The following is a 25,740-nucleotide window of genomic DNA, read 5'->3' as shown; positions in this document are numbered from 1 at the left end:
TTCCGCGTCGGAAAACAGCCGGGTTTTGTGTCAAAACCCGTTACTGCCCCAAAACAGACCCGGACTCGGAAACGGCAGATGCCCCTTTGGGCGTCAGCCCGTAAACACCCTTTTCCACCTTTTCAAACCACCCGTAGTGGTCATCGCGCATCATGGTCGTCGCGCGCACCACACCGGTTTCACGCGCCACATCCGCGCCCTTGCTGGCGCCCACCTCAAACAGATACATCGCCAGTTTCAGCGCATCCTGACGGTAGGCCGTAATCAGCCCGACCCGGGTCTGCCCCCCATCATTCGGATCCCCGACGCGCCCTGCGAACTCGCGCAGCAACTTGCCCTGACGCTTGGTGTTCTTGCGCGGGGCATATGGCCCCGGATCGCAATGCACAGTGACAAGGCCGTCACTGATGCGCACTGTCATCAGCCCAAGACCCAATCGGCGGCACAGCCTCGTCATGTCCTTGATCGATTTCAGAAACCGTTTCCCCTTGCCCCGCCCCACGGCCATGTAGACATCGTCGCTGACCGACAGGCGGGCAACGCACTGGTGGACGAGAGTCAAGGAAAACCCCAGCTTTAGCTCGACAATCACCGGCGGCTCGGCCCCGCGCACCGCCACCACATCGGCTGCCCCCACTTCGGACTTCACCACATATCCCTGCCCTTCGAGAAAGGTTTTGACGGGTGGGTACAGGTCAGTCTCGCGTTCGGCCACGGTGCTCTCTGGGTCTCAAATGGGCCACGCGAGGAAACCCCACGCGCGGCCCCAAGGCAAGCGCTTAGCGCCCGCCGGTGCGCCCCGGAAAGCGCGGCGGCCGCCCGCCCCTGATCTGGGTGCGCAACGTCTCGGACGGTGCGCGCGGCGGGTTCGGCCGCTTTGGTGCGGTTTTGGCTGGATTGGATACAGTGCGGGTGTCACCGCGCGTGCGGCGTGTTTTGGTTTTTCTGGGCATGGGATGCCTCGCATATCTGAGTGTCGGAACGCGCACGGCCATTGGCCTGCGCAGCATGTCCCGCGGATGCGGGTCAGGCGGACTGGTCCATTGTCAGATTACTCCTGCAAGAAAGGTGCACCGAGGCTGGTGCGGAACGGGTGGGCGGTCAGGCCAGATTGTCCATGTGCAGGGCACTCCTTTGCAGATGCAATATCCTACCTCAATGAGCGGGGTTTCGTCAAATCCCTACCCGCGACATCCTTGCATCTCTCGCCCCCGTGACATGGCCACACACCTTGCTATAAGGGCGCGAAATTCTCTCCTCCCAAAGGATGCATTCCATATGACAACGCTCGTTTTTGGCCACAAATCCCCCGACACCGATTCCACAGGCTCGCCCATCATCTGGGCATGGTATCTGAACGAGATCAAAGGCACCGCCGCCGAACCCGTGCTGCTGGGCGAACCCAACACCGAGGCCGCATTCGTGCTGAACAAATGGGACTTGCCCAAGCCGCGTATCATCGACGGCGTGGACGCCGACCAGCCGGTGGTGATCGTGGACACGAACAACCCCGCCGAGCTGCCGGACACCATCAATGACGCCGACATCCAGGGCATCATCGATCACCACAAACTGGTTGGTGGCCTGGAAACCAAGGGTCCCATCGACATCCGCATCGAGCCGCTGGCCTGCACCGCCACGATCATGTGGAAGATGATCGGCAAGGACATGGCGCAGATGCCCACGGGTGTGAAAGGGGCCATGCTGTCCTGCATCCTTTCGGACACGCTGGAATTCCGCTCGCCCACGACAACACAGGAAGACACGGCCATCGCGCACGATCTGGCCAAGGACCTGGGCGTGGACATCGCCGCCTATGCGGCCGAGATGTTCGAGGCGAAATCGGATGTTTCTGCCTTCTCGGACGCTGAATTGCTGCGCATGGACAGCAAGGAATATGCCGTGGACGGCACCCAGTTCCGCGTGTCCGTGCTGGAAACCACTGCCCCCAAGATCGTGCTGGACCGCAAGGACAGCCTGATGGCGTCGATGGTCGATGTCGCCAAGGAAGACGGCGCGGACGAGGTGCTGCTGTTCGTGGTCGACATCCTGAACGAAGAAGCCACGATGCTGATCCCCAACGACCGGGTGAAGGGCGTGGCCGAGAAAAGCTTTGATGCGACCGTGACCGGCGACACCGTGGTGCTGCCCGGTGTGATGAGCCGCAAGAAACAGATCATCCCGAAGCTCAAGGTGTGATCGGGGGCGGACCACAGGTCCGCCTTACAGTTTGCGAAGGATAAAGGCGGGGCCCTCCTCGCCTTTTTTCTTGTGCGGTGCGCATCAAGATGCGCCTTACCTTTCAAAGCATCCCGACCGCGCACTAGGATGAGTGCAGATCGGGAGGGGAACATGCCAGCAGTGGACATTCAGAAAGACGGGCGTATCGGGCGCATCATCCTGAGCCGCCCGGATGTGATGAACGCCATCGATTACGAGATGCCGCGCGCACTGGAAGCGGCGGTGCGCGCCTTGGACAGTGATCCTGCGATCCACGTGATCGTCCTGTCCGGCGCGGGAAAGGCATTTTGCGCAGGCTATGACCTGGCCCACTACGCGCAGGATCCCGAAAACAGGATCACTCAAGACATGCCCTGGGATCCGATGCAGGACTATCAATTCATGTGGGCCAACACGCAGGCCTTCATGTCCCTGTTCCGCGCAATGAAGCCGGTGATCTGCAAGGTACATGGCTATGCCGTTGCGGGCGGGTCAGACATCGCCCTGTGCTGCGATCTGGTGGTGATGGCCGAGGATGCGCAGATTGGCTACATGCCCGCGCGTGTCTGGGGCTGCCCCACCACGGCGATGTGGGTCTATCGGCTGGGCTTGGAAAAGGCCAAGCGCATGATGCTGACCGGCGACAAGATCACGGGCCGCGAGGCCGCCGAGATGGGCCTTGTCCTCAAGGCCGTGCCTGCCGACCAGCTGGACACAGAGGTCGAGGCCCTCGCGCAGCGCATGGCGACCGTGCCCATCAACCAGTTGGCAATGAACAAGATGGTGATCAACCAGACCATCGAGGCGACGATCACGCAGACCCAACGGCTGGCGACAGTGTTCGATGGGATCACGCGCCATTCGCCCGAAGGGTTGAATTTCAAGGCGCGCGCCGAGGCTGTCGGCTGGAAACAGGCGGTGCGCGAACGGGACAGCGGGCTTTATGACTGGACGCGGGATCATCCGCTCAACAGCACCGACTGAGCCCTTTCCCTTGCCCCGGCCCTGTGGCAGACCGCGCGCAGCATTCATTTGAAAGGCGCGCTTATGGCCCAGATCATTTCCTCCCTCGCCGAGATTTCCGACCGCTATGACGCGCTGTTCGTCGATCTGTGGGGCTGTGTGCACAACGGGGTGCACGCCTTGCCAGAGGCGGTCGCGGCCCTGCAAGCCTACCGGGCCAAGGGCGGCAAGGTCGTTCTGGTGACAAACTCGCCCCGCCCACGTGCAGGGGTGACGAAGCAACTGGTGCATTTCGGCGTGCCGGACGATGCCTGGGACACGATTGCGACCTCGGGTGACAGTGCGCGCGCCGCCATGTTTCGCGGTGTTGTGGGCACCAAGGTCTATTTCATCGGGCATCCGGGGGAAGAGAAATTCTTTGAGCCCATCGGCGTGATCAAGGACCCGATCGACGTGAAGATGGTGGCGCTGGAAGAGGCCGAAGGGATCGTTTGCACCGGCCCGCGCGACCCGATGGCAGACCCCGACACCATGCGCCCCGAATTCCTGATGGCCAAGCAATTGGGACTGAAGCTGCTGTGCGCGAACCCCGATATCGTGGTGGACCGGGGCGAAGTGCGCGAGTGGTGCGCAGGCGCGCTGGCGCAGCTTTATACGGAGATGGGGGGCGAGAGCCTCTATTTCGGGAAACCCCATCCGCCGATCTATGATCTGGCGCGTCGGCGGCTGGCCGAACTGGGTGTGGATGTGCCCGACATCGCCATCCTCGCCATCGGTGATGGTGTTTTGACCGACATCGCGGGCGCGATGGGCGAGGACATCGATTCTCTGTTCATCTCGGGCGGACTGGCCGCCGCAGAAACAAAAACGTCGCACCAACCGGACTCGGACTCGCTAAGCACCTATTTACAAAAGGAAATGAGCGCACCGACCTTTGCGATAGGGCACCTGCGCTGACCTTCTTTTTGCTTGCTTTTCTGCGCGTGCAAAGTAATTACGTTGCGTGAGGATGGCGCCATGCGTCAGAAAATTACCGGAGCGCACTATGTTGGACAACCTGCCCCGCGGCACGATCTGCATCGAAGACATTGAAATGGGCATGTCCCGTCACCTGCGCAAAGTCGTGACGGATGAGGACATCGAAATGTTCGCCCAGGTCTCGACCGACCACAATCCGGTGCATATGGACGACGACTATGCGCGCGACACGATCTTTGCCGGGCGTATTGCGCATGGGATGCTGACGGCTGGCCTGATCTCTGCCGTGATCGGAGAGCAACTGCCCGGCCACGGCACGGTGTATATGGGCCAATCCCTTAAATTTCTCGCACCGGTGCGTCCGGGCGACATGGTCTATGCCGAGGTGAAGGTCATCGACATCGACTTTGCCAAGCGCCGGGTGAAACTGGATTGCCACTGCGCGGTGGACGGGAAAAAGGTGCTGGTGGGCGAAGCGATGGTATTGGCACCGTCCCGCAAGTTTGACTGAATTTTCAGTGTACTAGGGGACGCTGCCCTCGGCGTATACGCGCCTCCCCCGTGGTATTTTCGGCTCAAACAAGACAAGTGCATGTGCTTGCTCTCGCGGCGTCGCGCGGCTAGGCATGCGCCATGAGGATCATACGCGATTATCAGTTTGTCGAGGATGCCGACCGCGGTGCGACCGTGGCCATCGGCAACTTTGACGGGGTGCATCTGGGCCACCAATCGGTGATCGACCTGGCCCGCGATGCCGCCCCCGACGCCCCCTTGGGCGTGCTGACATTCGAGCCGCACCCGCGTGTGTACTTTGCCCCTGATGCCCCGCCTTTTCAGCTGATGAGCCAGGCGGCGCGGGCCAGTCGGCTAGAGAAACTGGGGGTCGAACGCCTTTACGAATTGCCCTTCAACGCGGGCCTTGCCGGGTTGAGCCCGGAGGAGTTTGCAGAGCGTGTGATCTGCGAGGGTCTGGGTCTGAATCACGTGGTTGTGGGGGCTGGTTTCTGCTTTGGCCGCAAGCGCGCGGGCACGGCCGAAGACCTTGCTGCATATGGGCGCGAGATGGGGTTCGGGGTGACAATTGCCCCGCTTTTGGCGCGCTCGGAGGCGACCGTTTCGTCAACTGCAATCCGCACGGCGCTGAGCGAGGCGCGTCCGCGCGATGCGGCCGCCATGCTGGGGCATTGGCACCGGATCGAAGGGCCTGTGATCGGGGGCGAGCAGCGGGGGCGCGAGCTGGGATACCCTACGGCGAACATGTCGATCGAGGGACTGCATCCGCCTGCTTTTGGCGTTTATGCCGTTCTTTTCAGTGTGTTGGACGGCCCGCATGCGGGTGAGTATCATGGCGTTGCATCCTTGGGTGTGCGGCCCATGTTCGGGGAGAACCGGCCCAACCTGGAGACCTTCGTCTTTGATTTCTCGGGCGATCTTTATGGTGCCTCGGTCTCGGTCGCGTTGGTGGAACATCTGCGGGGCGAAGAGACGTTTGACAGCCTTGAAGCCCTGATTGCACAGATGGATGCGGACAGCGCAGAGGCGCGCGCGATCCTAACGGCCCTATGAGCGACCCGATTGTGCGCAACGGGCTAAGCCCCCGTTTTTGGGAGAAAAAACCCCTCAAGAAAATGAATGAAGCGGAGTGGGAAGCGCTGTGTGACGGCTGTGGCAAGTGCTGTCTGAACAAGCTGGAAGATGACGAGAGCGGAGAGGTCGCCCTGACCCGCGTGGCCTGCCGATTGCTGGATGACGCGACCTGCCGCTGCGCGCATTACGAGACCCGGCACCAGTTCGTGCCGGACTGTATCGTGCTGAAACCGTCCAACATCGACAGCCATCTCTACTGGATGCCGCAAACCTGCGCCTATCGGCTTCTTTATGAGGGCAAGCCGCTGGCGGACTGGCATCCGCTGATCAGCGGGACGGCGGAGACGGTGCACGAGGCAGGTGTCTCCATGCAGGGTCGTACGGTGAGCGAATTCGATGTCGCCGATGACGATTGGGAAGATCACATCATCGACGAACCGGTCTGAGCGTACGCTGTGTTAACCGGGCCTTTGGCGGCGGGTTTGGCCGTGTCCGGGGTCAAGATGTCGGCCAAAGTGAACAGCTATGTGCGGAAATTGTACGTTTTGTGAGAGGCGTATTCGGGCGATCTGGGCCTTATTTTGCGGAACTGCGCCGATTTCCCCCCAAACTGTACATTTTGCGCAAATGGCTGAAATCCAAGGGCGAAATTTGGTTAACGCGGGGCGATATGCCGCGGGTCAGGGCCGGGTTGCGAGGAAGGTGCGCACAGGGTTCGCCACCGCATCCGGGTCGGTGATCGGGGCCATGTGCCCAAGCCCCGGCAGTGCGATGTCACGCGCATCGGGCAGGCGTCGGGCGATGGCGGCGTTGACCGGGCCCGCCCAGCGCGAGTCTGCCCCGCGCATCAGGAGGACTGGCATGTGCGCGGCCTCGAAGCGCCCGGGCGCCAGCAGCCCGGCACTGTCATCGAGCAGGAATGGGGCCGAGTGCCGGACGAAATCGATACGGTCGGCCATGTAGCGGCGGGATGTTTGCGGGATGTCCTCCCACCGCGTGCTGTCACCCCAGGCTCTGTTGAAGGCGCGGGCGGCTGCGTCACGCTCGCCTGCGTCGAGCGCGGCATCGAAATCGGCGGTGTCGCGGGTGTAGTTGGGGCGAAAGGCCGGATCGTCGGCCATGACCGGCGCAAAGTAGACCGGTTCGAACAGGATGGCCGCGCGCACCCTGTCGGGATGTTCGATGGCGAGGCGCAGGGCCACGGTCGCGCCAAAGGAATGGCCGATGATATCGACGGGCTCCGGGCCAAGATCGTCGAGCACGCGCAGGGCCATGTCGGTGGCGGTGTCATGCATGACCCCCTGCCCGTTCCAATCGCCCGATTTTCCGTGATTGGGCAGATCGAAGCCGTGCAGAGTTGCGATATCGCCAAGGGCCGCGCCCATGCCGCGCCATGCCCCGGCATGGGCAAGTGAGCAGTGGATGGCGAGCATCGGGAGGCCGCCGGACCCGAAGGTCCGGCGGTGGATATGTGGGATCACAGCTTGCCGGAGAGATGCAGATCAAGATCCTCGATCTTGTCCTGCCCCCAAAAGCGTTGATCGCCGTCCACGATGTAGAACGGTGCGCCGAATGCGCCCTTGTCCACCGCCTCTTCGAGGTTGGCGGCGTAGGTTTCTGCCCCCGCCAGCAGGCCGCTATCGGCAAGGGAGGCATCAAAGCCCGCAGCCGTCAGGCAGGATTTGACCACGTCATCCTCGGCGATGTCCTTTTCCTCGGCCCAGACGGCGCGCAGCACGGAGTGCACCAGCTTGCCCAGGTCGCCGCCACCGGCCGCTTGTGCGGCGATGACTGCATAAGAGGACGGCGCGGCATTGGTGGGCCAGTGCGCGGGTTTGAGGTTGAAGGGCATGTCGTATTTCTTGGCCTGCCGCACCAGTTCCTGGGCGCGGTATTCGATCCGGTTGGGGTGGCGATCCTTGGGCGGTGTCCCGCCGGTGCGCCCGAACAGGGCCATGATATCGAGCGGTTTGTAGGTCACAGTGGCCCCATGCTTGGCCGCCACCTCTTCGAACCGGTTCCCGGCAAGGTAGGTGTAGGGCGACAGTGTCGCGAAGTAATAGTCGATATGGGGCATTTCTTTCTCCGGTTCGGGGGTCTTTTGCTTCGCGCGACGGTACGCCCGTGTTAAGCGGAGTCAACATCACGAATCTGTCACATATCGTGCTGCGGGGAACGAACATGCCGAATATCCAAGAGCCCAAGCTGATCTCGGGCAATGCCAACCTGCCGTTGGCCAAAGCCATTGCGCGGCGCATGTCGCTGCACCGGGGGGTCAATGTGGGGTTGGTCGAGGCCCGGGTCGAGCGGTTCAACGACGGCGAGATTTTCGTGGAGGTGTTCGAGAATGTCCGCGGCGAGGATATGTTCATCATCCAGCCCACGTCGAACCCGGCCAATGACAACCTGATGGAGCTGCTGATCATGTGCGACGCGCTGCGCCGATCCTCGGCTGCCCGCATCACCGCCGTGATCCCCTATTTCGGCTATGCCCGGCAGGATCGCCGGACCAAGGCCCGCACGCCGATTTCGTCCAAGCTGGTGGCCAACATGCTGGTCGGCGCGGGGATCGAGCGGGTGCTGACCATGGATTTGCACGCTGCCCAGATCCAAGGCTTTTTCGACATCCCCGTGGATAACCTTTATGCCTCGCCCATTTTTGCGCTGGACATCAAGACGCAGTTTGCGGGCCGCATGGACGATCTGATGATTGTCTCGCCCGATGTGGGTGGTGTGGCCCGTGCCCGTGATCTGGCCAAGCGGTTGAGCGCCCCCCTGTCCATCGTGGACAAGCGCCGCGAAAAGGCGGGCGAGGTGGCCGAGATGACTGTCATCGGGGATGTGTCGGGCAAGACCTGTGTGATCGTGGACGACATGGTCGACACCGCTGGCACCCTGTGCAAGGCCGCCGAGGTGTTGACGGAAAACGGGGCCAAGGAGGTCCATTCCTACATCTCGCACGGCGTCATGTCCGGCCCGGCGGTGGAGCGTGTGACCGCATCGGTGATGAAATCGCTGGTGATCACCGACAGCATTCAGCCCACCGACGCCGTGATGGCCGCGCCCAACATCCGCATCGTGCCGACGGCCCCTGTCTTTGCCCAGGCCATCCTGAACATCTGGCATGGCACCTCTGTGTCCTCGCTGTTCGAGGCCGAGACCCTCAGCCCGATCTATGACGGGATGTACGCGGCAGAGTAAGCCGTCAGCGCAGGACGCGCAGGTCGCCGGGTTCGTAGATCACGAAACCGTCGGTGGCGGGCTGGATTTTCTTGTGATCCCAGCAGGTCCTGGCCGCCTCCAGTGACATCTCTGGATGGGCGTCGCGAATGTCGCGCAGGTATTGCAGGTAGTTGTTGCAGGCCGCGATCTCGCGCCGGAAGGCCGGATCATCCTTGCGCGCCTCAAGCACGTGCCACGCCTCTATCGCATCCCCGAGGGTGGCGCCCGCGTTCGCCTTGACCCAAGCCATGAAGTCCCCATGGCACACAAAGCGGGTGCCGATGTGATCGGCAAAGAACCCGCGCAGATTGGGCCCGAATGACACGGTGTCGGTGATCTCTGTCTCGCGGGTCAGGGGGGCGGTGGCCCATTTGAATTTGCTTTTGCCCCGTGTGCGCGACGCGGGCGGAACCGGCGCGCCGGGATGGGCCAGCGCATAGGCCACCCGGTCGCGCAACACGGCCTTTGTGCCCGTGGCCGCGATACCCAGGGCCGCGCAGAACTGGTGCAGGGCCTCGACCGGCCAGTACCAGCGCAGGAACTCAGGCGCAGTCATGGCTGCATCAACGGCGGGTCGGGTGGCTGTGTCTGGATCGCTCATGTCCGCAGACCTAGGACAAAGCCGCGCCATGGCCACGCCCTGCACGTCTGATCAAATTTCGACCGCAGGCGGCGTGGCGCGGGGGCGATCCGGCAAACCCTCTGGACACCTTTCGCGCCTTGCCCGAGTATCTTGGCAAACATGTGGGGAGATCACCGATGAAAACCATCATCACCGCGACCGTGTTGAGCGTTCTGGCAAGCGGGGCCTTTGCTGCCGGTCACTGCGCCGCCGGCAAGACACTGACCGAAGGCACGCTGACCATCGCCACCGGCAATCCCGCCTATTACCCATGGGTCATCGACGACGCCCCCGAAAGCAAACAGGGGTTCGAGGCCGCAGTCGCCTATGCGCTAGCCGAAGAGATGGGGTTTGCCGATGATGCCGTGACCTGGGTGCGCACCTCATTTGACGAGGCGATCCAGCCGGGTGCCAAGAACTTTGACCTCAACATGCAGCAGTTTTCGATCACCGCAGATCGCGACAAGATCGTCGATTTCTCGGCCCCCTATTACACCGCGCCCCAGGCCGTGCTGACGACGCAGGCCGTGATTGATGCGGGGGCGACGGGCACGATGGAAAGCCTGAAGGAACTCAAATGGGGGGTGATGGCCTCGACCACGGCGCTGCCCATCGTGATGGAGACGATCCAGCCCACGCAAAGCCCGCTGGTCTATGATGACAACGCCAATGTCACCGCCGCCATCAAGGCGGGACAGATCGACGCCGCCCTATTCGATCTGCCCACGGCGCTGTTCACCTCGGCCGTGCTGCTCGACAACGGTGCGGTGCTGGGCCAGTTCGACCCCGCAGCGGCGGAAAACCCCGACCAGTTCGGCGCGCTGATGCCCGAAGGCTCGGCCCTCAAGGCCTGTGTGGATGAAGCACTGGCCGCCCTGAAAGACAGCGGTGCATTGGCCGCGATCGAGGCGGAGTGGCTGCAAGAGGCCACAGGCGTGCCCCTGATCAAGTGACAAGACGCGCGGCTTACGAGGCCCGGCAACGCCGCCGGGCCAACCTGATCGCCGGGGGCAGCACGCTGGCTGTCGTGCTGCTGGTCATCCTGCTGGTGCCCCTCGCGCCGGGATGGCAGGCGGTCCGGGCCTCGTTTTTCGACGGCGAGATTTTCCTGCGCACCTTTCCCGACCTTGCGCGCGCCTTCCTGCTGGATGTGGCGATCTTTGCCTGGTCCGTGCCGATGATCTTTGTCCTCGGGCTTGCCATTGCACTGGCGCGCGGCGCGCGGGCTCCTGCCCTGTTTCCACTGCGCATCTTTGGCGCGGTCTATGTGGATCTGTTTCGCGGTATTCCTGTCGTCCTGCTGGTGTATCTGGTTGGCTTCGGCATCCCCGGCCTGGGCCTGCCCCGCCCGTGGAATTCGCCCTACATCTGGGGCACGGTGGCGCTGGTGCTGACCTATTCGGCCTATGTGGCCGAGGTGCTGCGCTCAGGCATCGAAAGCATCCATGCCAGCCAGCGCAATGCCGCCATCTGCCTCGGGCTCAGCGAACGGGACACGATGCGATACGTGATCCTGCCGCAGGCGATCCGGCGCGTGGTGCCTGCCAACATGAACATGCTGGTGGCGCTGCAAAAGGATGTCGCGCTGCTGTCTTTCATCGGTCCGGTCGAAATCCTGCGACAAGCGGGCATCTTCAAAAGCTTGCTGGCCAATTTCACGCCTTATGTGGTGGCGGCGGTGATCTTCTTATGTGTCACGGTGCCTGCGACACGCTATGCCGACTATCTGCTGAACAGGGACCGCGATGCCCGATCCTAGGTTGGAGTTGCGCGGCGTCACCAAAAGCTTTGGCGATGTGCAGGTGCTGCGGGGCATCGACATGAGCATCCAGCCGGGTGAGATGGTGTGCCTCATCGGCGCGTCCGGGTCGGGAAAATCGACGCTGCTGCGCTGCATGAACGGGCTGGAGCCTGTGGATGACGGCGCCGTGCTGCTGGACGGTGTGGACATCGCCGAACCGGGCTTTGACCTTGGTCCCATACGGCAACGCATCGGGATCGTGTTCCAGTCCTTCAACCTGTTCCCGCACATGACGGCTTTTGACAATGTCTGCCTTGCCCCGCGCCGCGTGTTGCGCGCGGATGGGGCCGCGCTGCACTCAGAGGTCGAGGCCCTGTTTGACCGCTTTGGCCTTGCCGCGCATATGCGCAAATACCCCGATCAGCTGTCAGGTGGGCAGCAGCAACGTGTCGCGGTGATCCGCGCCCTGGCGATGCAGCCGCAAACCATGCTCTTTGACGAGATCACCTCGGCCCTTGATCCCGAACTGGTGGGCGAAGTGCTGGATGTGCTGCGCTCTTTGCGCGATGACGGCATGACGATGGTGCTGGCCACACACGAGATGGGGTTTGCCCGCGAACTGGCCGACAGGGTGTGTTTCATGGATCAGGGGGTGATCGCCGAAGAGGGCACGCCGGACCAGATATTCTCGGCCCCCTCAAAGGCGCGCACCAAGCGGTTCCTGGCATCGGTCCTGCGCTAATGCGCGCTTCATCTTGCCAGATAAACTCTCCCCGAAGGGCCGATCTGCCAAGCCTCACCCGGCTTTAGTAAAGGTCCCACTCATCCACCTGGCGCAATTCGCCCATGGCCATCCACGCTACGCGCACACGGGCCACGCGGGTGTCGCCCCAGGTGCGGAACACCAGGTCAAACCCGTCCGGTGTGATGGTTTCTGCCGTAACATCGGCGCGCATGGGCGTTTCATTGTCCACGTCCCACATGGAGATCGACACATGCACGGTGGGGGATGCGCGAAATGGCTCGGAGAAGGCAATACGCCGCCGTCTTTCCCGTTGCCCCCGCCCCGTCCACATTTCGCCCCCATCTTCGAAATCCGAAAACAGGACAGTATCGCCCTGGTCGATACCTATCAGATGATTGCGCAGTCGTTTCATGTGGTCGTCTTTTTGGTGGTCACAGTGTCTAACACGTGAAAGAGACATTTTAAGGGTCAAAAAACGAAAAAGGCCCTGCGTTTCGCAAGGCCTGTCTCAATTTCTCAAGGCAACAGCCCTTACAGGCTGGCTTGCTTGGTGCTCAGCCCGATTTCAGAGCCAACGGCGGCCATGTCTGCCAGCAGTTTGGCTGCATCGTCGACATACCCGGCCTCTTTGGCGCGGTTATAGGCGTCCTGCGCCTCGTCGAACATCGCATCCATGTCGTCTTGCGTCATGTCGCCCCGGGCAACCGCACGCTCGGCCAGGACGGACACGCCCGCCACGCCGATCTCGGCAAAACCACCGGTCACGACATATTCATGGCTCGCACCGCCGGCATCGACCTTCAGCACACCGGGGCGCAGCGTGGTGATGGTGGGGGCGTGATCCGCCATCACCGTCATGTCACCGTCCGCACCGGGGATTTGCACCGATGTTGCTTCCATCGAGGCAAGGCTGCGCTCGGGGGATACCAAATCAAATTGCATCTGCTTTCTCCTTATTGGAGGGCCGCCCCGACCTGCGAGGCGGCGTTACTCTTAAGCAGCGTCCGCGGCCATCTTCTCGGCTTTGGCGATCACTTCGTTGATGCCGCCCACCATGTAGAAGGCACCTTCGGGCAGGTGATCGTATTCGCCGGCCACAACTGCCTTGAAAGACGAAATCGTGTCTTCCAGCGGCACCTGCACACCGTCAGAGCCGGTGAAGACCTTGGCCACGTCAAACGGCTGGGACAGAAAGCGCTGGATTTTCCGGGCGCGAGCCACGGTCAGCTTGTCCTCTTCGGACAGTTCGTCCATGCCCAGAATGGCGATGATGTCTTGCAGCGACTTGTAGCGTTGCAGGATCTGCTGCACGTCCGAGGCCACCTTGTAGTGCTCTTCACCCACGATCTGCGGGTCCATCAGGCGCGAGGAGCTGTCGAGCGGGTCCACGGCCGGGTAGATGCCGAGTTCCGAAATCGCACGGGACAGAACGGTTGTCGCGTCCAAGTGCGCGAAGGTTGTCGCAGGCGCGGGGTCGGTGAGGTCGTCCGCAGGCACGTAGACGGCCTGGATCGAGGTGATCGAACCCGACTTGGTCGAGGTGATCCGTTCCTGCATCGCGCCCATGTCGGTGGCCAGTGTCGGCTGGTAGCCCACCGCCGAAGGAATACGACCCAGTAGGGCCGACACTTCGGAACCCGCTTGGGTAAAGCGGAAGATGTTGTCGACGAAGAACAGAACGTCCGTACCGGAGGCGTCGCGGAACTGTTCGGCCAGTGTGAGGCCAGTCAGGGCCACACGGGCACGCGCACCGGGAGGTTCGTTCATCTGGCCGTAGACCAGGGCCACTTGGCTTTCTTCGAGGTTGTCGGGCTTGATCACGTTGGATTCGATCATCTCGTGATAGAGGTCGTTGCCCTCACGGGTCCGCTCACCCACGCCCGCGAACACGGAGTAGCCCGAGTGCACTTTGGCGATGTTGTTGATCAGTTCCATGATGAGAACGGTCTTGCCCACGCCGGCACCGCCGAAGAGGCCGATTTTACCGCCCTTCGAATAGGGCGCCAGCAGGTCAACCACCTTGATGCCGGTCACGAGGATTTCGGACTCGGTCGCCTGTTCGGCGAAGGCAGGGGCGTCCGCGTGGATCGGGCGCTTTTCCTCGGCCTCGACAGGGCCACCTTCGTCAACGGGCTCGCCCACGACGTTCAGGATGCGGCCCAGAGTCTTGGGGCCGACGGGCACCATGATGGGGCCGTCCGTGTCGACAACTTCCTGACCGCGGACCAGACCTTCGGAAGAGTCCATCGCGATGGTGCGGACGGTGTTTTCACCCAAGTGCTGCGCCACTTCCAACACCAGCTTGTTGCCGTTGTTGTCGGTGGTCAGCGCGTTCAGAATTTCCGGCAGGTGGTCATCGAACTGCACGTCGACGACGGCCCCGATGACTTGTGTTACTTTGCCTTTAGCATTTGCCATGTTTCGTCTCCGGTTCTCTCTTACAGCGCTTCAGCGCCGGAAATAATTTCGATCAGCTCGTTCGTGATCACGGCCTGACGCGAGCGGTTGTACTGGATGGTCAGTTGGTCGATCATCTCGCCCGCGTTGCGTGTGGCGTTGTCCATTGCCGACATCCGTGCACCTTGTTCGGATGCGCCGTTTTCCAGCAGGGCCGAAAAGATCGACGTGGCCACGGCGCGCGGCAGAAGGTCGGCCAGAATGGCCTCTTCGTCGGGCTCGTAGTCATAGAGCGTCTCGCCCGCCTCGTAGTCCTCTGGGACCGCGAAGGGGATGATTTGTTGGGCCGTCGGGATTTGCGTCACGACGTTCTGGAAGCGCGCAAAGAAGATTGTCGCCACATCGAACTCGCCCGCATCAAAGCGGCCCAGCACATCCTTCGCCACGCCTTGGGCGTCGGCATAGGACATCCGCTTGACCTCGGACATGTCCACGTGCCCGACGAACAGTTCGCCAAAGTCGCGTTTCAACTGGTCGCGGCCTTTTTTGCCGACGGTCAGGATTTTTACGGTCTTGCCGTCGTTTTGCAGCTTCGTCGCGTGCGCCCGTGCGAGTTTGGCGATGTTGGTGTTGAACCCACCGCAAAGCCCGCGTTCGGAGGTCATGACGACCAGCAATTGCACCTTGTCCGACCCTGTGCCTGACAGCAGCTTGGGCGCGCTGTCAGACCCGGCAGCCGCCGAGGCCAGCCCCGCCATCACGGCAGTGAACCGTTCGGCATAGGGGCGCGACATTTCGGCCGCTTCCTGGGCCCGCCGCAGTTTTGCGGCGGCCACCATTTGCATGGCCTTGGTGATCTTGCGCGTGGATTTCACGCTTTCGATCCTGTTTTTCAGGTCCTTGAGATTTGGCATCTAAAGATTTGCCTTCCAATTCAGGATGAGGTGAGGAACGCCGCCGCCACGATAATCGCTAGGACTGCGATTAAAAATAGCTTCGATGTGGCATTCCAAAATCTCATCCATTTAAGTTCTTCCTTACTAACCTCAGTTGCCGTCCATTTTGATGTTCGGAAACCACAGTTTAGGTCTGAACCACAAGGGGTCCGATCCGTGGATTTCCGGCGACACACCGTGCAAATGAACGCCTCTGGCATACTCCTTATGCGAAGGTCGAAGCGAACTCGTCGAGGACCGCCTTCATCTTGTCGACGTTCTCACCCGATTTGAACTTGGGGTCGTCATTCGCGATCCAGTTCAGGAAGTCCGCCTTCTGGCTGCGCAGGAAGGCCAGCAGACCCGCTTCGAAGTCACCCACGCGGTTGACGGGGATGTTGTCGAGGTAGCCGTTGGTGCCTGCAAAGATGGTGCAGACGATTTCGGCGTTGGTCAGGGGCGAATACTGGGCCTGCTTCATCAGCTCGGTCAGGCGCGCACCGCGGTTCAGCAACTGCTGGGTTGCCGCATCCAGATCGGAACCGAACTGGGCAAAGGCCGCCATTTCGCGGTACTGGGCGAGGCTCAGTTTCACCGGGCCAGCCACCGACGACATCGCGTCTGTCTGGGCCGAGGAACCCACGCGGCTCACCGACAGACCTGTGTTCACGGCGGGGCGGATGCCCTGGTAGAACAATTCGGTCTCGAGGAAGATCTGGCCGTCGGTGATCGAAATCACGTTGGTCGGGATAAAGGCCGACACGTCGCCGCCTTGGGTTTCGATGATCGGCAGGGCCGTCAGCGAACCCGCGCCATTGTCTTCGTTCAGCTTGGCCGACCGTTCCAGCAGGCGCGAGTGGAGATAGAAAACGTCGCCGGGATAGGCTTCGCGGCCCGGTGGGCGGCGCAGCAGCAGGGACATCTGACGATAGGACACGGCCTGTTTGGACAGGTCATCATAGATGATCAGCGCGTGGCGGCCATTGTCACGGAAGTGCTCGGCCATGGAGGTCGCGGCATAAGGTGCCAGGAACTGCATGGGCGCCGGGTCGGACGCGGTTGCGGCCACGACGATCGAGTATTCGATCGCGCCGGATTCTTCCAGTTTCTTCACCAGCTGCGCCACGGTCGAACGCTTTTGGCCAACGGCCACGTAGATGCAGTAGAGCTTCTTGCTCTCATCATCGCCGGCGGCGTCGTTGTAGGATTTCTGGTTCAGGATCGCGTCGAGGGCCACGGCGGTCTTGCCGGTCTGACGGTCACCAATGATCAGTTCGCGCTGACCACGGCCAATCGGGATCATCGCGTCCACGGCCTTGAGGCCGGTCGCCATCGGCTCGTGCACCGATTTGCGGGGGATGATGCCGGGTGCCTTGACGTCCGCAACGCTGCGGCCGGAGGCGTTGATCGGGCCCTTGCCGTCCAGCGGGTTGCCCAGACCGTCCACAACGCGGCCCAGCAGTTCGTCGCCCACGGGCACGTCCACGATGGAGTTCGTGCGCTTGACCGTGTCACCTTCTTTAATGTCGCGGTCAGAGCCGAAGATCACCACACCGACGTTGTCGGTTTCCAGGTTCAGGGCCATGCCCTGAATGCCACCGGGGAATTCGACCATCTCACCGGCTTGGACATTGTCGAGGCCATAGACGCGGGCAATCCCGTCACCCACCGACAAAACGCGGCCCACTTCGGCCACTTCTGCTTCCTGACCAAAGTTCTTGATCTGGTCTTTCAGGATCGCAGAAATCTCTGCTGCTTGGATACCCATTTATCCGACCTCTTTCATTGCATTCTGGAGGGAAGAGAGCTTGGAGCGGATCGACGTGTCGATCATCTTCGAGCCCACTTTTACGATCAAACCGCCGATGAGGCTTTCATCGACGGTTGCATTAATAGTGACGTCCTTGCCCATACGGGCGGTGAGCGTCTTGGCGAGTTTGTCTGATTGCGTCTTGGTCAGCGCCTTGGCGGAGGTGACGTCGGCCGTCACTTCGCCCTTGTCCTCGGCGATGATGTCACGCAGCGTCTGGACCAGTTGCGGCACCACGAACAGGCGGCGCTTGTCGGCCATCAGGGCCAGCGTGTTGGTCATCAGTGCCGAGACCCCGGCCTTTTTCGCAATCGCCGTGATGGCTGTGGCCTGATCGGCACGGCTGTAGATCGGGGACTGGATCAGATCGTTGAAGTCGGCGCTGTCGGCCATTGCGGCTGTCAAAGTGGCGATGTCGCCTTCAAGCCCTTTGACGTCGCCTGCATCCTTGGCAAGTTCGTATACGGCAGTGGCATAGCGCGCGGCGATACCTGTGGAGATCGAAGCTGGTTCGGACACGTCCACCCTTTCGAAGTCTTGGCCCCGGTGTGCTACCACATAGCGTGGTCCGGGGACGTGGGAACGCCTTGATTTGGGCCAAGGCGCGGAAATCAGGGGGGATGTAGCAGAGGGTGCACCACCCCGCAACATATGTTCGTGAACAGTTACAAAGGCAGTTTTTGAGCGTTATCAGCGCGTTAGGTAAAGTGCGACCGTTTGCGCCAAAGGTTTTGTTGGGAATCTGTCACAAAACTCACGCATTTCCATCCGATTCCGAAGGGGATGGTGATCGGCGACGGCCCCAGATGGTCATTATTCAGGCAATGCGGCGGGTGCGGATCGGGTACGCGCGCGCGCCCGTCCCTCAGAGCCGCCCGGCAATTGGCGCCGTCACGCCCTGCGGCACCGTCTGTTTCTTGGCCGAACTGCGCACGACCTTGCCCTTGGGCGGATAGACCAGTTTCGAGGCTTCGACCATGAACGCCCCACCTGCAAACATGCCCGGCATCAATCGCCCCACCTTTTCGAACATCGCACCGGATTTCATCCACACACGCTTGCCCGACGGGAACTGGTAGAGCGCCCCGACATGGCGTTCGGGCAGGAACTGGTGCTTGCGCAGCTGCGTTTCGAGCTGGCTGGCCGAATAGGGCCGCCCAAAGCCAAAGGGCGTGCGATCCCGCCGCGACCACAGGCCTGCGCGGTTGGGCACGATGAACAGCGCCTTGCCACCGGGGCCGAGCACGCGCCATGCCTCTTCCAGCAGGTCATAGGCACGCTCGGATGTTTCGAGCCCGTGCAGGACAACCAGTTTGTCCACGTGGCCCGTTTCGATCGGCCACAGCGTTTCCTCGGTCAGGACCGACACATTGGGCTTGTCCGCAGGCCAGGGCATCACGCCTTGCGGTCCGGGCATCAGTGCAATCACGCGCCGCGCCTCGGCGAGGTAAGGGCGCAGCAGCGGCACGGCAAAGCCGAAACCGGCGACCGTCTGCCCCTTGGCCTCGGGCCACACCTCGATCATCCGGCGCCGCAACGACCCCTGCGCCGCACGTCCCAGCGCACTGCGATAATAGAAGTTGCGCAGATCCTGCACGTCGAGATGCATCACACCCTCTTGCCCTTGCGGCCCCTGCGGACCACCTTGGCTACATACCTAACGGAAGAAAGCGCAATTGCCATGCCCCTCGACATCCGCACGATCCCCTGCCTGTCCGACAATTACGCCTATCTTGCGCATGATCCTGCCAGCGGCGCGACTGCGCTGATCGACATCCCCGAGGCGGCGCCGATCCTCGCCGTGCTCGAGGACACGGGCTGGACCCTGACGGACGTGCTGATCACGCATCACCACTATGACCACATCGACGGTCTGGCAGAGGTTCTGGCCCAGCACCCCGCCCGCGTGACCGGTGCAGAGGCGGATGCGCAACGCCTGCCCGCGCTGGACGTCAAGGTGAGCGAAGGCGACGAGGTGCGCATCGGGTCCGAGGTTGGTACGGTCATCGACGTTTCGGGCCACACGATCGGGCACATCGCCTTTCATTTTCCGGCATCGAGGGCCGTGTTCACCGCCGACAGCCTGATGGCCCTGGGCTGTGGCCGCGTGTTCGAAGGCACAAAGCCGCAGATGCACGAGAGCCTGCAAAAGCTGGCCGCCCTGCCCGGCGACACCGTTGTCTGTTCGGGCCACGAATACACAGCGGCAAACGCCAAATTCGCCCTCACCATTGATCCCGAAAATCCCGCCCTTATATCGCGTGTCCGGGAGGTGACCGAGAAACGCGCATCGGGCACCCCCACCGTTCCGTCCCTCTTGTCTGAAGAACTGGCGACAAACCCGTTTCTGCGCGCCCATGATCCCGCCATTCAGGCCCACCTGGGCATGACCGGCGCCAACGCCACCGACGTGTTCACGGAAATCCGCAACAGAAAAGACAATTTCTGAGACGGAGCGTTCCCAAGCGCGCCTAATTCGAGCACAAACACGCGCTGTTCACGCAGATTGTGAGGCTTGAGGCAAAGAAAAGCCTTGAAGCTGCGCGATGTTCAACCAAACTTAAACACATGAGGCCATGGTTGGTACGGGGCCTCGACATCCCTTGCGGCCCCCACCCGACCCCGAGCGATAAGGAGCACTGCCGTGCCTTCATTCTCGACGACACTGGAAAAAGCGATCCATCAAGCGCTTGCGCTGGCCAACGAACGCCGGCACGAATTCGCTACGCTCGAGCATCTGCTGCTGGCGTTGATGGAAGAACCCGATGCGCGCCGCGTCATGCAGGCCTGTTCGGTCGACATCGACGATCTGCGCAGCACTTTGGAAGAATTCGTGGACGACGATCTGTCCAACCTCGTGACGGATATCGACGGCTCGGAAGCTGTGCCAACGGCCGCCTTTCAGCGCGTGATCCAGCGCGCCGCCATTCACGTGCAGTCCTCTGGCCGCACCGAGGTGACGGGCGCCAACGTGCTGGTCGCCATCTTTGCCGAACGCGAAAGCAACGCCGCCTATTTCCTGCAGGAGCAGGACATGACGCGCTATGATGCGGTGAACTTCATCGCACATGGCGTCGCCAAGGACCCGGCCTTTGGCGAGGCGCGCCCCGTATCCGGCGCGCCCGAGTCCGAGGAAGAGCCGCAAGGCGTCACCGAAGGCGAGAAAAAGGAAAGCGCGCTTGCCAAGTACTGTGTGGACCTGAACGAGAAATCCCGCGAGGGCGACATCGACCCGCTGATCGGGCGCGATTCCGAAGTCGAGCGCTGCATTCAGGTGCTGTGCCGCCGCCGCAAGAACAACCCGCTGCTGGTGGGTGACCCCGGCGTGGGCAAAACGGCGATTGCAGAGGGCCTCGCGCGCAAGATCGTGGCCGGTGAAACCCCCGAGGTGCTGGCAGGCACCACCATCTATTCGCTCGACATGGGCGCATTGCTGGCTGGCACCCGCTATCGCGGTGATTTCGAGGAACGGCTGAAAGCGGTCGTGACCGAGCTGGAAGATCACAAGGACGCGGTGCTGTTCATCGACGAAATCCACACCGTGATCGGTGCGGGTGCGACCTCTGGCGGGGCCATGGATGCCTCCAACCTGCTGAAACCTGCGTTGCAGGGCGGCAAGCTGCGCACCATGGGGTCGACCACTTACAAGGAGTTCCGTCAGCATTTCGAAAAGGACCGCGCGCTGAGCCGCCGGTTCCAGAAGATCGACGTGAACGAGCCTTCGGTCGAGGATGCCACCAAGATCCTGCGCGGCCTCAAACCCTATTTCGAAGATCACCACGGCGTCAAATACACCTCCGACGCGATCAAGACCTCTGTCGAGCTGGCCAGTCGCTACATCAACGACCGCAAGCTGCCCGACAGCGCGATTGACGTGATCGACGAGGCGGGCGCCGCCCAGCATCTGGTCGCCGCTGCCAAGCGCCGCAAGACCATCGGCACCAAGGAGATCGAGAATGTCGTCGCCAAGATCGCGCGCATTCCGCCCAAGAACGTCTCGAAGGACGATGCGGAGACGCTGAAGGACCTCGAGGCCTCGCTGAAGCGCGTGGTGTTCGGTCAGGACGATGCGATTGTCGCTCTTTCCTCGGCCATCAAACTGGCGCGGGCCGGTCTGCGCGAGCCTGAAAAGCCCATCGGCAACTACCTGTTTGCCGGGCCGACAGGCGTGGGGAAAACCGAGGTCGCCAAGCAGTTGGCGGACACGCTGGGTGTGGAAATGCTGCGGTTCGATATGTCCGAGTACATGGAGAAACACGCGGTCTCGCGCCTGATCGGGGCCCCTCCGGGCTATGTCGGGTTTGACCAGGGTGGCATGCTGACGGACGGTGTCGACCAGCATCCGCATTGTGTGCTGCTGCTCGATGAGATGGAAAAGGCGCACCCGGATGTCTACAACATCCTGCTGCAGGTGATGGACCACGGCAAGCTGACCGACCACAACGGCCGGACGGTGGATTTCCGCAACGTGATCCTGATCATGACCTCGAATGCGGGTGCTTCCGAACAGGCCAAGGCCGCCATCGGCTTTGGCCGTGACCGGCGCGAGGGCGAGGATACGGCGGCCATCGAACGCACGTTCACGCCTGAATTCCGCAACCGTCTGGATGCGGTGATCAGCTTTGCGCCGCTGCCAAAGGACGTGATCCTGCAGGTGGTCGAGAAGTTCGTGCTGCAGCTTGAGGCGCAACTGATGGATCGCAACGTGACCATCGAGTTGACCAAACCTGCTGCCGAATGGCTCGCCAACAAGGGCTATGACGACAAGATGGGCGCCCGCCCCCTGGGTCGCGTGATTCAGGAGCACATCAAGAAGCCGCTGGCCGAAGAACTACTGTTCGGCAAGCTGATGAAAGGTGGCGTGGTCAAGGTCGGCGTCAAGAACGGCGAACTCGACCTGAAACTGGAAGGTCCGGACAAGCCGCGCCTGTCCGGTGACAAGCCGCCCCTGTTGACGGCGGACTGATGCGCGCGGCTGCACTTGCCGCTCTACTGACAACCCTTGCCGCAGGCCCCCTTGCGGCAAGGGATATCATCTTGAACCCGCCCATTGATTGCGATCTGGGCAGCGACTGCTTTGTGCAGCAATATGTCGATCACGACACCTCGAACCAGGCGATGGATTTCAGGTGCTCCAATCTCAGCTACGACACCCATCAAGGCACTGATTTTGCCCTGCGCTCTCTCGAGCAGATGCGGCGCGGGGTCAGCGTTCTGGCCGCAGCGCCGGGAACCGTGCGCGCGACACGCGATGGGATGGAAGACAGGCTGTTCCGCACCGGCGACGCCTCCCGCATCAGCGGGCGCGAATGTGGCAACGGGGTCGTCATAGACCATGGCGGCGGCTGGACCACACAATACTGCCATATGAAACGCGGCTCACTTGAGGTCAAAATAGGGGATCGCGTCACCAAATCCACTGTCCTGGGCGAAGTTGGGCTGTCGGGACGCACCCAGTTCCCGCATGTGCACATGACCGTGCGCAAGGACGGGGACGTGATCGACCCCTTCGATCCGGATGGCAAGATCAGCTGCGGTGCCCCCAGCACGGAAACGCTGTGGCAAAATCCCCTGCCCTATCGCCCCGGCGGCATCCTGTCAGTCGGCTTTGCCGACAAGGTGCCGGGGTTTGACGCGGTCAAGGCGGGCCGCGCAGCCTCGGCAACCCTCCCGACGACGGCGCCCGCGCTTGTCGTGTTCGGCTATGCGTTTGGCGGCAGGAAAGGGGATACATTGCGCCTGCGCATCGACGCCCCGGACGGTGTGATGATGGATGAGCGTGTCGTGCTGGAAAAGAACCAGGCCCAATTCTTTCGCGCCGTCGGCAAGCGGCTGCGCGGTGCGGGTTGGGCGCCGGGCACCTATGAGGGCACCGTCACCCTGATGCGCGGCAGCCGGACGATCAACAGCGAAACGGGCACGGTGCTGGTTCGGTAAGGCGCAGGTGTCCTGCGCCCCGCTGCCGTCTCACACACATCCTGACTCTGTCTTGGTAAGGCGCACCCTGGTGCGCCCTATTTCTCGGTAAACTTCAACTCGATCCGCCGGTTCTGCGCCCGTGCATCCGCCGTGTCGGCGGGGTTGATCGGCTGGTACTGCCCGAACCCGTTGGCCGACAGCCGGTTCGGCGGTATCCCGAGAAAGTTGACCATGTATTTCACAACCGACAGGGCCCGCCCCTGGCTCAGTTCCCAGTTGTCGGCAAATTCACCCTGGCCGGACAACGGCACGTTGTCCGTATGCCCGTCCACACGGATCACCCAGTCAATCTCAGGCGGGATGTCATCGGCGATGTTGCGCAGGATGCCCGCGATCTTGGCAATCTCGCCCTCGCCCGCATCCGACAATTCGGCCCCGCCGGGCGGAAACAGAACCTCGGAGGAGAACACAAATCGGTCACCGACGATCCGCACCCCTTCCTGCGCGCCCAGAACGTCGCGCAACCGGCCAAAGAATTCCGAGCGGTAGCGCTCCAGATCCTGCGCCTCGGCCTCAAGCCGCTTGCGCTCGCTTTCCTCCAACTCACGCCGCCGCCGCTCTTCTGCCGCGACACGCGCCAGGGCCGTGTTCAACTCTGTGCCCAGCGATTGCAATTGCACATCACGGGCCGCATCGCGCGCCACCGCGTCATCCAAAAGCGCCTGCAATTGCCCCAGCTGTTCCCGCAGCGCGGCCACCTGCTGGTTCAGCAGCTCAGTCTGGCGCTGCGCCTCAAGCGTTGCCGACTCTTCCGCGCTCAATGCGTCGCGGGCCGCGGCCAGCAGGGACGCACGGCGGTCAGCCTCAGCCGTCTGATCCAGCAAGGCCTGTTCGGCCGCCGCCTTGTCAGCCAGCGCAGCAACAAGGGCAGCGCGCGCTTCGGCGGTGTCGGAACCCAGGCTTTCCAATTCGTTCTCGGCCGCCAGTTTGTCGGCCAGCGCGGCGGCCAGTTGCGCGCGCACATCCGCATTGCTGCTGCCTGCGGCCTGCGCATCCGCCTGGGCCGCATCGCGCGCGGCAATGGCCGCGGCCAGTTGCAACTGCAAATCCGACAGGCTGGTTTCCTGTTCGGCCAGTTGCCCTTCTGCCGCCGCCTTGGCCGCAACGGCGGCCGCCAAACGGTCACGGATATCACCCAGTTCCAGGTCAGAGACCGCGATCCGCGCCTCGAGCGTGGTCATGCGCGCCTGCAGGGCCGTGACCTCTTCGATCGTGGCGGCGCGCGCTGTTTGCGCGTCCTCCAGTTGTGACTGCAACTCGGCAACATCCGCCTCGCGGGCGGCAAGCGCCGCCTGCGCCTCGCCCAACTCGGTTTGCAGGGTGGCTGTCGTCGCCGTGCCGCCCTCCAACGCGTCTTCGGCTGCGCGCAGCCGCGCCTCGAGCGTCGCCGTGCGCGCGGTGCTGGCATCCAGTTGACCAAGGGCGCGGGCCAATTGCGCCTCGAGGTCCGCGGCAGCAGCCGCCCCGCCCTCGGCGTTCAGAAGGGCGGCCGCCAGTTGCGCCTCAAGGCTGCTGCGCTCTCCGGCGAGGGTGGTGTTTTCGGCATTTGCCGCACTCAGCGCGGACAGCGCAGAGGCCAATTCATCCTCAAGTGCCGTGATCCGTTCCTGCGACACCGCGGTGTCGGCGTTCGCCGCCTCTGTGGCCAACAGCGCCACTGCCAATTGTGCATCCAGATCATCCTGTGCCGCGCGGGCGGCTGCGAGCAGGGTCAACGTGTCCTCGGCCTCTTGGCGTTGCGCCTCAAGCGCCAGTGTCATCGCGGTCAGTTCGGCATCGGCCTGTTCCAACCGTTCGCGCAGGGCTTGCGCCGCCGCCGCTTCGGCCAGCCGTGCGGCCTCTTCCTCGCTCAGGGTTTGGGCCGCTGCGTCCAGATCGGCCTGCAAGGCCGCCGCACTTTCTGCGCTGTCTGCATTGCGCGCGCGCAAATCCGCGATCAGGGCCTGCAGTGCATCCGTCCGGGCCGCCGCCAACCGCGCCGCTTCTGATTGTGCGTCCACTTCGGTGCGGGCCTGGGCCAGCGCGAGGTTCAGCGCCTCTTGTTCCGACAGCAACCGGGTCTGTTCGCTTTCCAAGCCCGCCACGGTTTCAAGGGCCCCGTCGCGCTCGGAAATCAGTGCGGCCACTTGCGCCTCAAAGCTGGTGATGCGCGTCTGTGCCTCGGTCAAAGCTGTCGCTGTCGCATCCCGTTCAGAGGTGAGCGCGGCAATCCGCGCCGCCTGTGCCGCCAGTTGATCGGCTTGTGTTTCCACCTGGCTTTGCGCGTCGTTCAGGGTTGCATTCAGCGACGTGAGGCGCGCGTCCAGCTGGTTTGCCCGCCGCTCTTCCAGACCGAGGGCCTGCGCAAGTGCGGCCACTTCGCCTGCCAGTTGGTCCAGTTCGGATTCCTGCCCGGTGATCGTTTCGCGCAGCACGAATTGCACAACCATAAAGATGGTCAGCACGAACATCAGCACCAGCAGCAGCCCGGTCATCGCATCGACAAAGCCGGGCCAGATCGAGGCCTGGAACCGTTGCCCTGTGCGTCGCGACAGGGCCATA

25 protein-coding genes are annotated in these 25,740 nt (G+C 62.4%); 13 read left to right on the top strand and 12 right to left on the bottom strand.

Annotation, left to right across the window (positions count from 1 at the left end; genetic code table 11):
* Positions 1-40: 40 nt before the first annotated feature.
* On the bottom strand, positions 41-715 hold the full coding sequence (locus ACMHLQ_RS17505; protein ID WP_415401983.1) for a DUF2161 domain-containing phosphodiesterase: 675 nt from the start codon (positions 713-715) through the stop codon (positions 41-43).
* A gap of 563 nt (positions 716-1,278) precedes the next feature.
* Here ACMHLQ_RS17505 and ACMHLQ_RS17500 point away from each other — a divergent pair.
* From ACMHLQ_RS17500 to ACMHLQ_RS17475, 6 genes are all read left to right on the top strand, one after another.
* Entirely contained in the window at positions 1,279-2,199 is a 921-nt protein-coding gene (locus ACMHLQ_RS17500; RefSeq protein ID WP_415401982.1) for a manganese-dependent inorganic pyrophosphatase, read from the top strand.
* 153 nt (positions 2,200-2,352) lie between these two features.
* A complete protein-coding gene (locus tag ACMHLQ_RS17495; RefSeq protein WP_415401981.1) occupies positions 2,353-3,204 on the top strand; it encodes a crotonase/enoyl-CoA hydratase family protein in 852 nt (283 codons plus the stop codon).
* Positions 3,205-3,267: 63 nt separating this feature from the next.
* A complete protein-coding gene (locus ACMHLQ_RS17490; RefSeq protein WP_415401980.1) occupies positions 3,268-4,140 on the top strand; it encodes a TIGR01459 family HAD-type hydrolase in 873 nt (290 codons plus the stop codon).
* An 88-nt stretch (positions 4,141-4,228) separates the two neighbouring features.
* Entirely contained in the window at positions 4,229-4,672 is a 444-nt protein-coding gene (locus ACMHLQ_RS17485; protein WP_415401979.1) for a MaoC family dehydratase, read from the top strand.
* 122 nt (positions 4,673-4,794) lie between these two features.
* Positions 4,795-5,727, top strand: a complete 933-nt coding sequence (locus tag ACMHLQ_RS17480; RefSeq protein WP_415401978.1) for a bifunctional riboflavin kinase/FAD synthetase — start codon at positions 4,795-4,797, stop codon at positions 5,725-5,727.
* Positions 5,724-6,194 carry a YcgN family cysteine cluster protein gene (locus tag ACMHLQ_RS17475; RefSeq protein WP_415401977.1) on the top strand — a complete coding sequence of 157 codons (471 nt, stop codon included), beginning with the start codon at positions 5,724-5,726 and terminating at the stop codon, positions 6,192-6,194. Before ACMHLQ_RS17480 ends, ACMHLQ_RS17475 begins: the two co-directional genes overlap by 4 nt.
* 234 nt (positions 6,195-6,428) lie before the next feature.
* Here the strand turns inward: ACMHLQ_RS17475 and ACMHLQ_RS17470 are convergent, their stop codons facing one another.
* Together ACMHLQ_RS17470 and ACMHLQ_RS17465 are read right to left on the bottom strand one after the other, a co-directional pair.
* Positions 6,429-7,229, bottom strand: a complete 801-nt coding sequence (locus ACMHLQ_RS17470) for an alpha/beta fold hydrolase (protein ID WP_415401976.1) — start codon at positions 7,227-7,229, stop codon at positions 6,429-6,431.
* Complete coding sequence (locus ACMHLQ_RS17465) at positions 7,226-7,825, bottom strand: 2-hydroxychromene-2-carboxylate isomerase (RefSeq protein WP_415401975.1); 600 nt, start codon at positions 7,823-7,825, stop codon at positions 7,226-7,228. Before ACMHLQ_RS17465 ends, ACMHLQ_RS17470 begins: the two co-directional genes overlap by 4 nt.
* Positions 7,826-7,929: 104 nt before the next feature.
* On the opposite strand from ACMHLQ_RS17465, the gene ACMHLQ_RS17460 reads away from it, so the two are divergent.
* Positions 7,930-8,949 carry a ribose-phosphate pyrophosphokinase gene (locus tag ACMHLQ_RS17460; RefSeq protein ID WP_415401974.1) on the top strand — a complete coding sequence of 340 codons (1,020 nt, stop codon included), beginning with the start codon at positions 7,930-7,932 and terminating at the stop codon, positions 8,947-8,949.
* Between the two features lie 4 nt (positions 8,950-8,953).
* Here ACMHLQ_RS17460 and ACMHLQ_RS17455 read toward each other — a convergent pair whose 3' ends face one another.
* Positions 8,954-9,571, bottom strand: a complete 618-nt coding sequence (locus tag ACMHLQ_RS17455; protein ID WP_415401973.1) for a DUF6434 domain-containing protein — start codon at positions 9,569-9,571, stop codon at positions 8,954-8,956.
* Positions 9,572-9,729: 158 nt separating this feature from the next.
* Here ACMHLQ_RS17455 and ACMHLQ_RS17450 point away from each other — a divergent pair, with 158 nt between their 5' ends.
* The 3 genes from ACMHLQ_RS17450 to ACMHLQ_RS17440 are packed head-to-tail and all read left to right on the top strand — an operon-like array spanning position 9,730 to position 12,075.
* On the top strand, positions 9,730-10,545 hold the full coding sequence (locus ACMHLQ_RS17450; protein ID WP_415401972.1) for an ABC transporter substrate-binding protein: 816 nt from the start codon (positions 9,730-9,732) through the stop codon (positions 10,543-10,545).
* On the top strand, positions 10,542-11,351 hold the full coding sequence (locus ACMHLQ_RS17445; protein ID WP_415401971.1) for an amino acid ABC transporter permease: 810 nt from the start codon (positions 10,542-10,544) through the stop codon (positions 11,349-11,351). The genes ACMHLQ_RS17450 and ACMHLQ_RS17445 overlap by 4 nt, the downstream gene beginning before the upstream one ends.
* The gene (locus tag ACMHLQ_RS17440) at positions 11,338-12,075 is read left to right on the top strand and encodes an amino acid ABC transporter ATP-binding protein (RefSeq protein WP_415401970.1); all 738 of its coding nucleotides are present in this window, start codon (positions 11,338-11,340) and stop codon (positions 12,073-12,075) included. The genes ACMHLQ_RS17445 and ACMHLQ_RS17440 overlap by 14 nt, the downstream gene beginning before the upstream one ends.
* 64 nt (positions 12,076-12,139) lie before the next feature.
* On the opposite strand, the gene ACMHLQ_RS17435 is transcribed toward ACMHLQ_RS17440, so the two are convergent.
* The 7 genes from ACMHLQ_RS17435 to ACMHLQ_RS17405 form a co-directional block, all read right to left on the bottom strand.
* Positions 12,140-12,490 (bottom strand): H-type lectin domain-containing protein, encoded by a 351-nt coding sequence (locus ACMHLQ_RS17435; RefSeq protein ID WP_415401969.1) that lies wholly within the window; start codon positions 12,488-12,490, stop codon positions 12,140-12,142.
* A 119-nt stretch (positions 12,491-12,609) separates the two neighbouring features.
* Entirely contained in the window at positions 12,610-13,020 is a 411-nt protein-coding gene (locus tag ACMHLQ_RS17430) for a F0F1 ATP synthase subunit epsilon (protein WP_415401968.1), read from the bottom strand.
* Between the two features lie 51 nt (positions 13,021-13,071).
* Entirely contained in the window at positions 13,072-14,496 is a 1,425-nt protein-coding gene (gene atpD / locus ACMHLQ_RS17425; protein WP_415401967.1) for a F0F1 ATP synthase subunit beta, read from the bottom strand.
* A gap of 20 nt (positions 14,497-14,516) precedes the next feature.
* A complete protein-coding gene (locus tag ACMHLQ_RS17420) occupies positions 14,517-15,389 on the bottom strand; it encodes a F0F1 ATP synthase subunit gamma (RefSeq protein ID WP_415401966.1) in 873 nt (290 codons plus the stop codon).
* A 247-nt stretch (positions 15,390-15,636) separates the two neighbouring features.
* Positions 15,637-17,178, bottom strand: coding sequence for a F0F1 ATP synthase subunit alpha (gene atpA, locus ACMHLQ_RS17415; protein ID WP_415401965.1), 1,542 nt, complete (start codon positions 17,176-17,178; stop codon positions 15,637-15,639).
* On the bottom strand, positions 17,179-17,739 hold the full coding sequence (locus ACMHLQ_RS17410; RefSeq protein ID WP_415401964.1) for a F0F1 ATP synthase subunit delta: 561 nt from the start codon (positions 17,737-17,739) through the stop codon (positions 17,179-17,181). It lies immediately after the preceding gene.
* A 346-nt stretch (positions 17,740-18,085) separates the two neighbouring features.
* On the bottom strand, positions 18,086-18,829 hold the full coding sequence (locus tag ACMHLQ_RS17405; RefSeq protein ID WP_415405308.1) for a hypothetical protein: 744 nt from the start codon (positions 18,827-18,829) through the stop codon (positions 18,086-18,088).
* Between the two features lie 72 nt (positions 18,830-18,901).
* Between ACMHLQ_RS17405 and gloB the strand changes: the two genes are divergently transcribed.
* The 3 genes from gloB to ACMHLQ_RS17390 all read left to right on the top strand — a co-directional run bounded on the left by gloB (position 18,902) and on the right by ACMHLQ_RS17390 (position 23,157).
* The gene (gene gloB, locus ACMHLQ_RS17400) at positions 18,902-19,669 is read left to right on the top strand and encodes a hydroxyacylglutathione hydrolase (protein WP_415401963.1); all 768 of its coding nucleotides are present in this window, start codon (positions 18,902-18,904) and stop codon (positions 19,667-19,669) included.
* Between the two features lie 195 nt (positions 19,670-19,864).
* Positions 19,865-22,186 carry an ATP-dependent Clp protease ATP-binding subunit ClpA gene (gene clpA / locus ACMHLQ_RS17395; RefSeq protein ID WP_415401962.1) on the top strand — a complete coding sequence of 774 codons (2,322 nt, stop codon included), beginning with the start codon at positions 19,865-19,867 and terminating at the stop codon, positions 22,184-22,186.
* 71 nt (positions 22,187-22,257) lie between these two features.
* On the top strand, positions 22,258-23,157 hold the full coding sequence (locus ACMHLQ_RS17390) for a peptidoglycan DD-metalloendopeptidase family protein (protein WP_415401961.1): 900 nt from the start codon (positions 22,258-22,260) through the stop codon (positions 23,155-23,157).
* Positions 23,158-23,234: 77 nt separating this feature from the next.
* Here the strand turns inward: ACMHLQ_RS17390 and ACMHLQ_RS17385 are convergent, their stop codons facing one another.
* Complete coding sequence (locus ACMHLQ_RS17385) at positions 23,235-25,739, bottom strand: peptidoglycan -binding protein (protein WP_415401960.1); 2,505 nt, start codon at positions 25,737-25,739, stop codon at positions 23,235-23,237.
* Between the last annotated feature and the right edge of the window lies 1 nt (position 25,740).

The organism is Tateyamaria algicola (assembly GCF_047715485.1).
GTDB lineage: Bacteria > Pseudomonadota > Alphaproteobacteria > Rhodobacterales > Rhodobacteraceae > Tateyamaria.
This window is presented reverse-complemented; position numbering and strand designations above follow the sequence as displayed.

Coding starts and splice junctions, on each gene's coding strand:
- ACMHLQ_RS17450 (WP_415401972.1), top strand. CDS start 9,730: ATGAAAACCATCATCACCGCGACCGTGTTGAGCGTTCTGGCAAGCGGG.
- ACMHLQ_RS17430 (WP_415401968.1), bottom strand. CDS start 13,020: ATGCAATTTGATTTGGTATCCCCCGAGCGCAGCCTTGCCTCGATGGAA.
- ACMHLQ_RS17440 (WP_415401970.1), top strand. CDS start 11,338: ATGCCCGATCCTAGGTTGGAGTTGCGCGGCGTCACCAAAAGCTTTGGC.
- ACMHLQ_RS17465 (WP_415401975.1), bottom strand. CDS start 7,825: ATGCCCCATATCGACTATTACTTCGCGACACTGTCGCCCTACACCTAC.
- atpD (WP_415401967.1), bottom strand. CDS start 14,496: ATGGCAAATGCTAAAGGCAAAGTAACACAAGTCATCGGGGCCGTCGTC.
- atpA (WP_415401965.1), bottom strand. CDS start 17,178: ATGGGTATCCAAGCAGCAGAGATTTCTGCGATCCTGAAAGACCAGATC.
- ACMHLQ_RS17475 (WP_415401977.1), top strand. CDS start 5,724: ATGAGCGACCCGATTGTGCGCAACGGGCTAAGCCCCCGTTTTTGGGAG.
- ACMHLQ_RS17485 (WP_415401979.1), top strand. CDS start 4,229: ATGTTGGACAACCTGCCCCGCGGCACGATCTGCATCGAAGACATTGAA.
- ACMHLQ_RS17460 (WP_415401974.1), top strand. CDS start 7,930: ATGCCGAATATCCAAGAGCCCAAGCTGATCTCGGGCAATGCCAACCTG.
- ACMHLQ_RS17480 (WP_415401978.1), top strand. CDS start 4,795: ATGAGGATCATACGCGATTATCAGTTTGTCGAGGATGCCGACCGCGGT.
- ACMHLQ_RS17385 (WP_415401960.1), bottom strand. CDS start 25,739: ATGGCCCTGTCGCGACGCACAGGGCAACGGTTCCAGGCCTCGATCTGG.
- ACMHLQ_RS17495 (WP_415401981.1), top strand. CDS start 2,353: ATGCCAGCAGTGGACATTCAGAAAGACGGGCGTATCGGGCGCATCATC.
- ACMHLQ_RS17435 (WP_415401969.1), bottom strand. CDS start 12,490: ATGAAACGACTGCGCAATCATCTGATAGGTATCGACCAGGGCGATACT.
- ACMHLQ_RS17490 (WP_415401980.1), top strand. CDS start 3,268: ATGGCCCAGATCATTTCCTCCCTCGCCGAGATTTCCGACCGCTATGAC.
- ACMHLQ_RS17455 (WP_415401973.1), bottom strand. CDS start 9,571: ATGAGCGATCCAGACACAGCCACCCGACCCGCCGTTGATGCAGCCATG.
- ACMHLQ_RS17405 (WP_415405308.1), bottom strand. CDS start 18,829: ATGCATCTCGACGTGCAGGATCTGCGCAACTTCTATTATCGCAGTGCG.
- ACMHLQ_RS17420 (WP_415401966.1), bottom strand. CDS start 15,389: ATGCCAAATCTCAAGGACCTGAAAAACAGGATCGAAAGCGTGAAATCC.
- ACMHLQ_RS17500 (WP_415401982.1), top strand. CDS start 1,279: ATGACAACGCTCGTTTTTGGCCACAAATCCCCCGACACCGATTCCACA.
- gloB (WP_415401963.1), top strand. CDS start 18,902: ATGCCCCTCGACATCCGCACGATCCCCTGCCTGTCCGACAATTACGCC.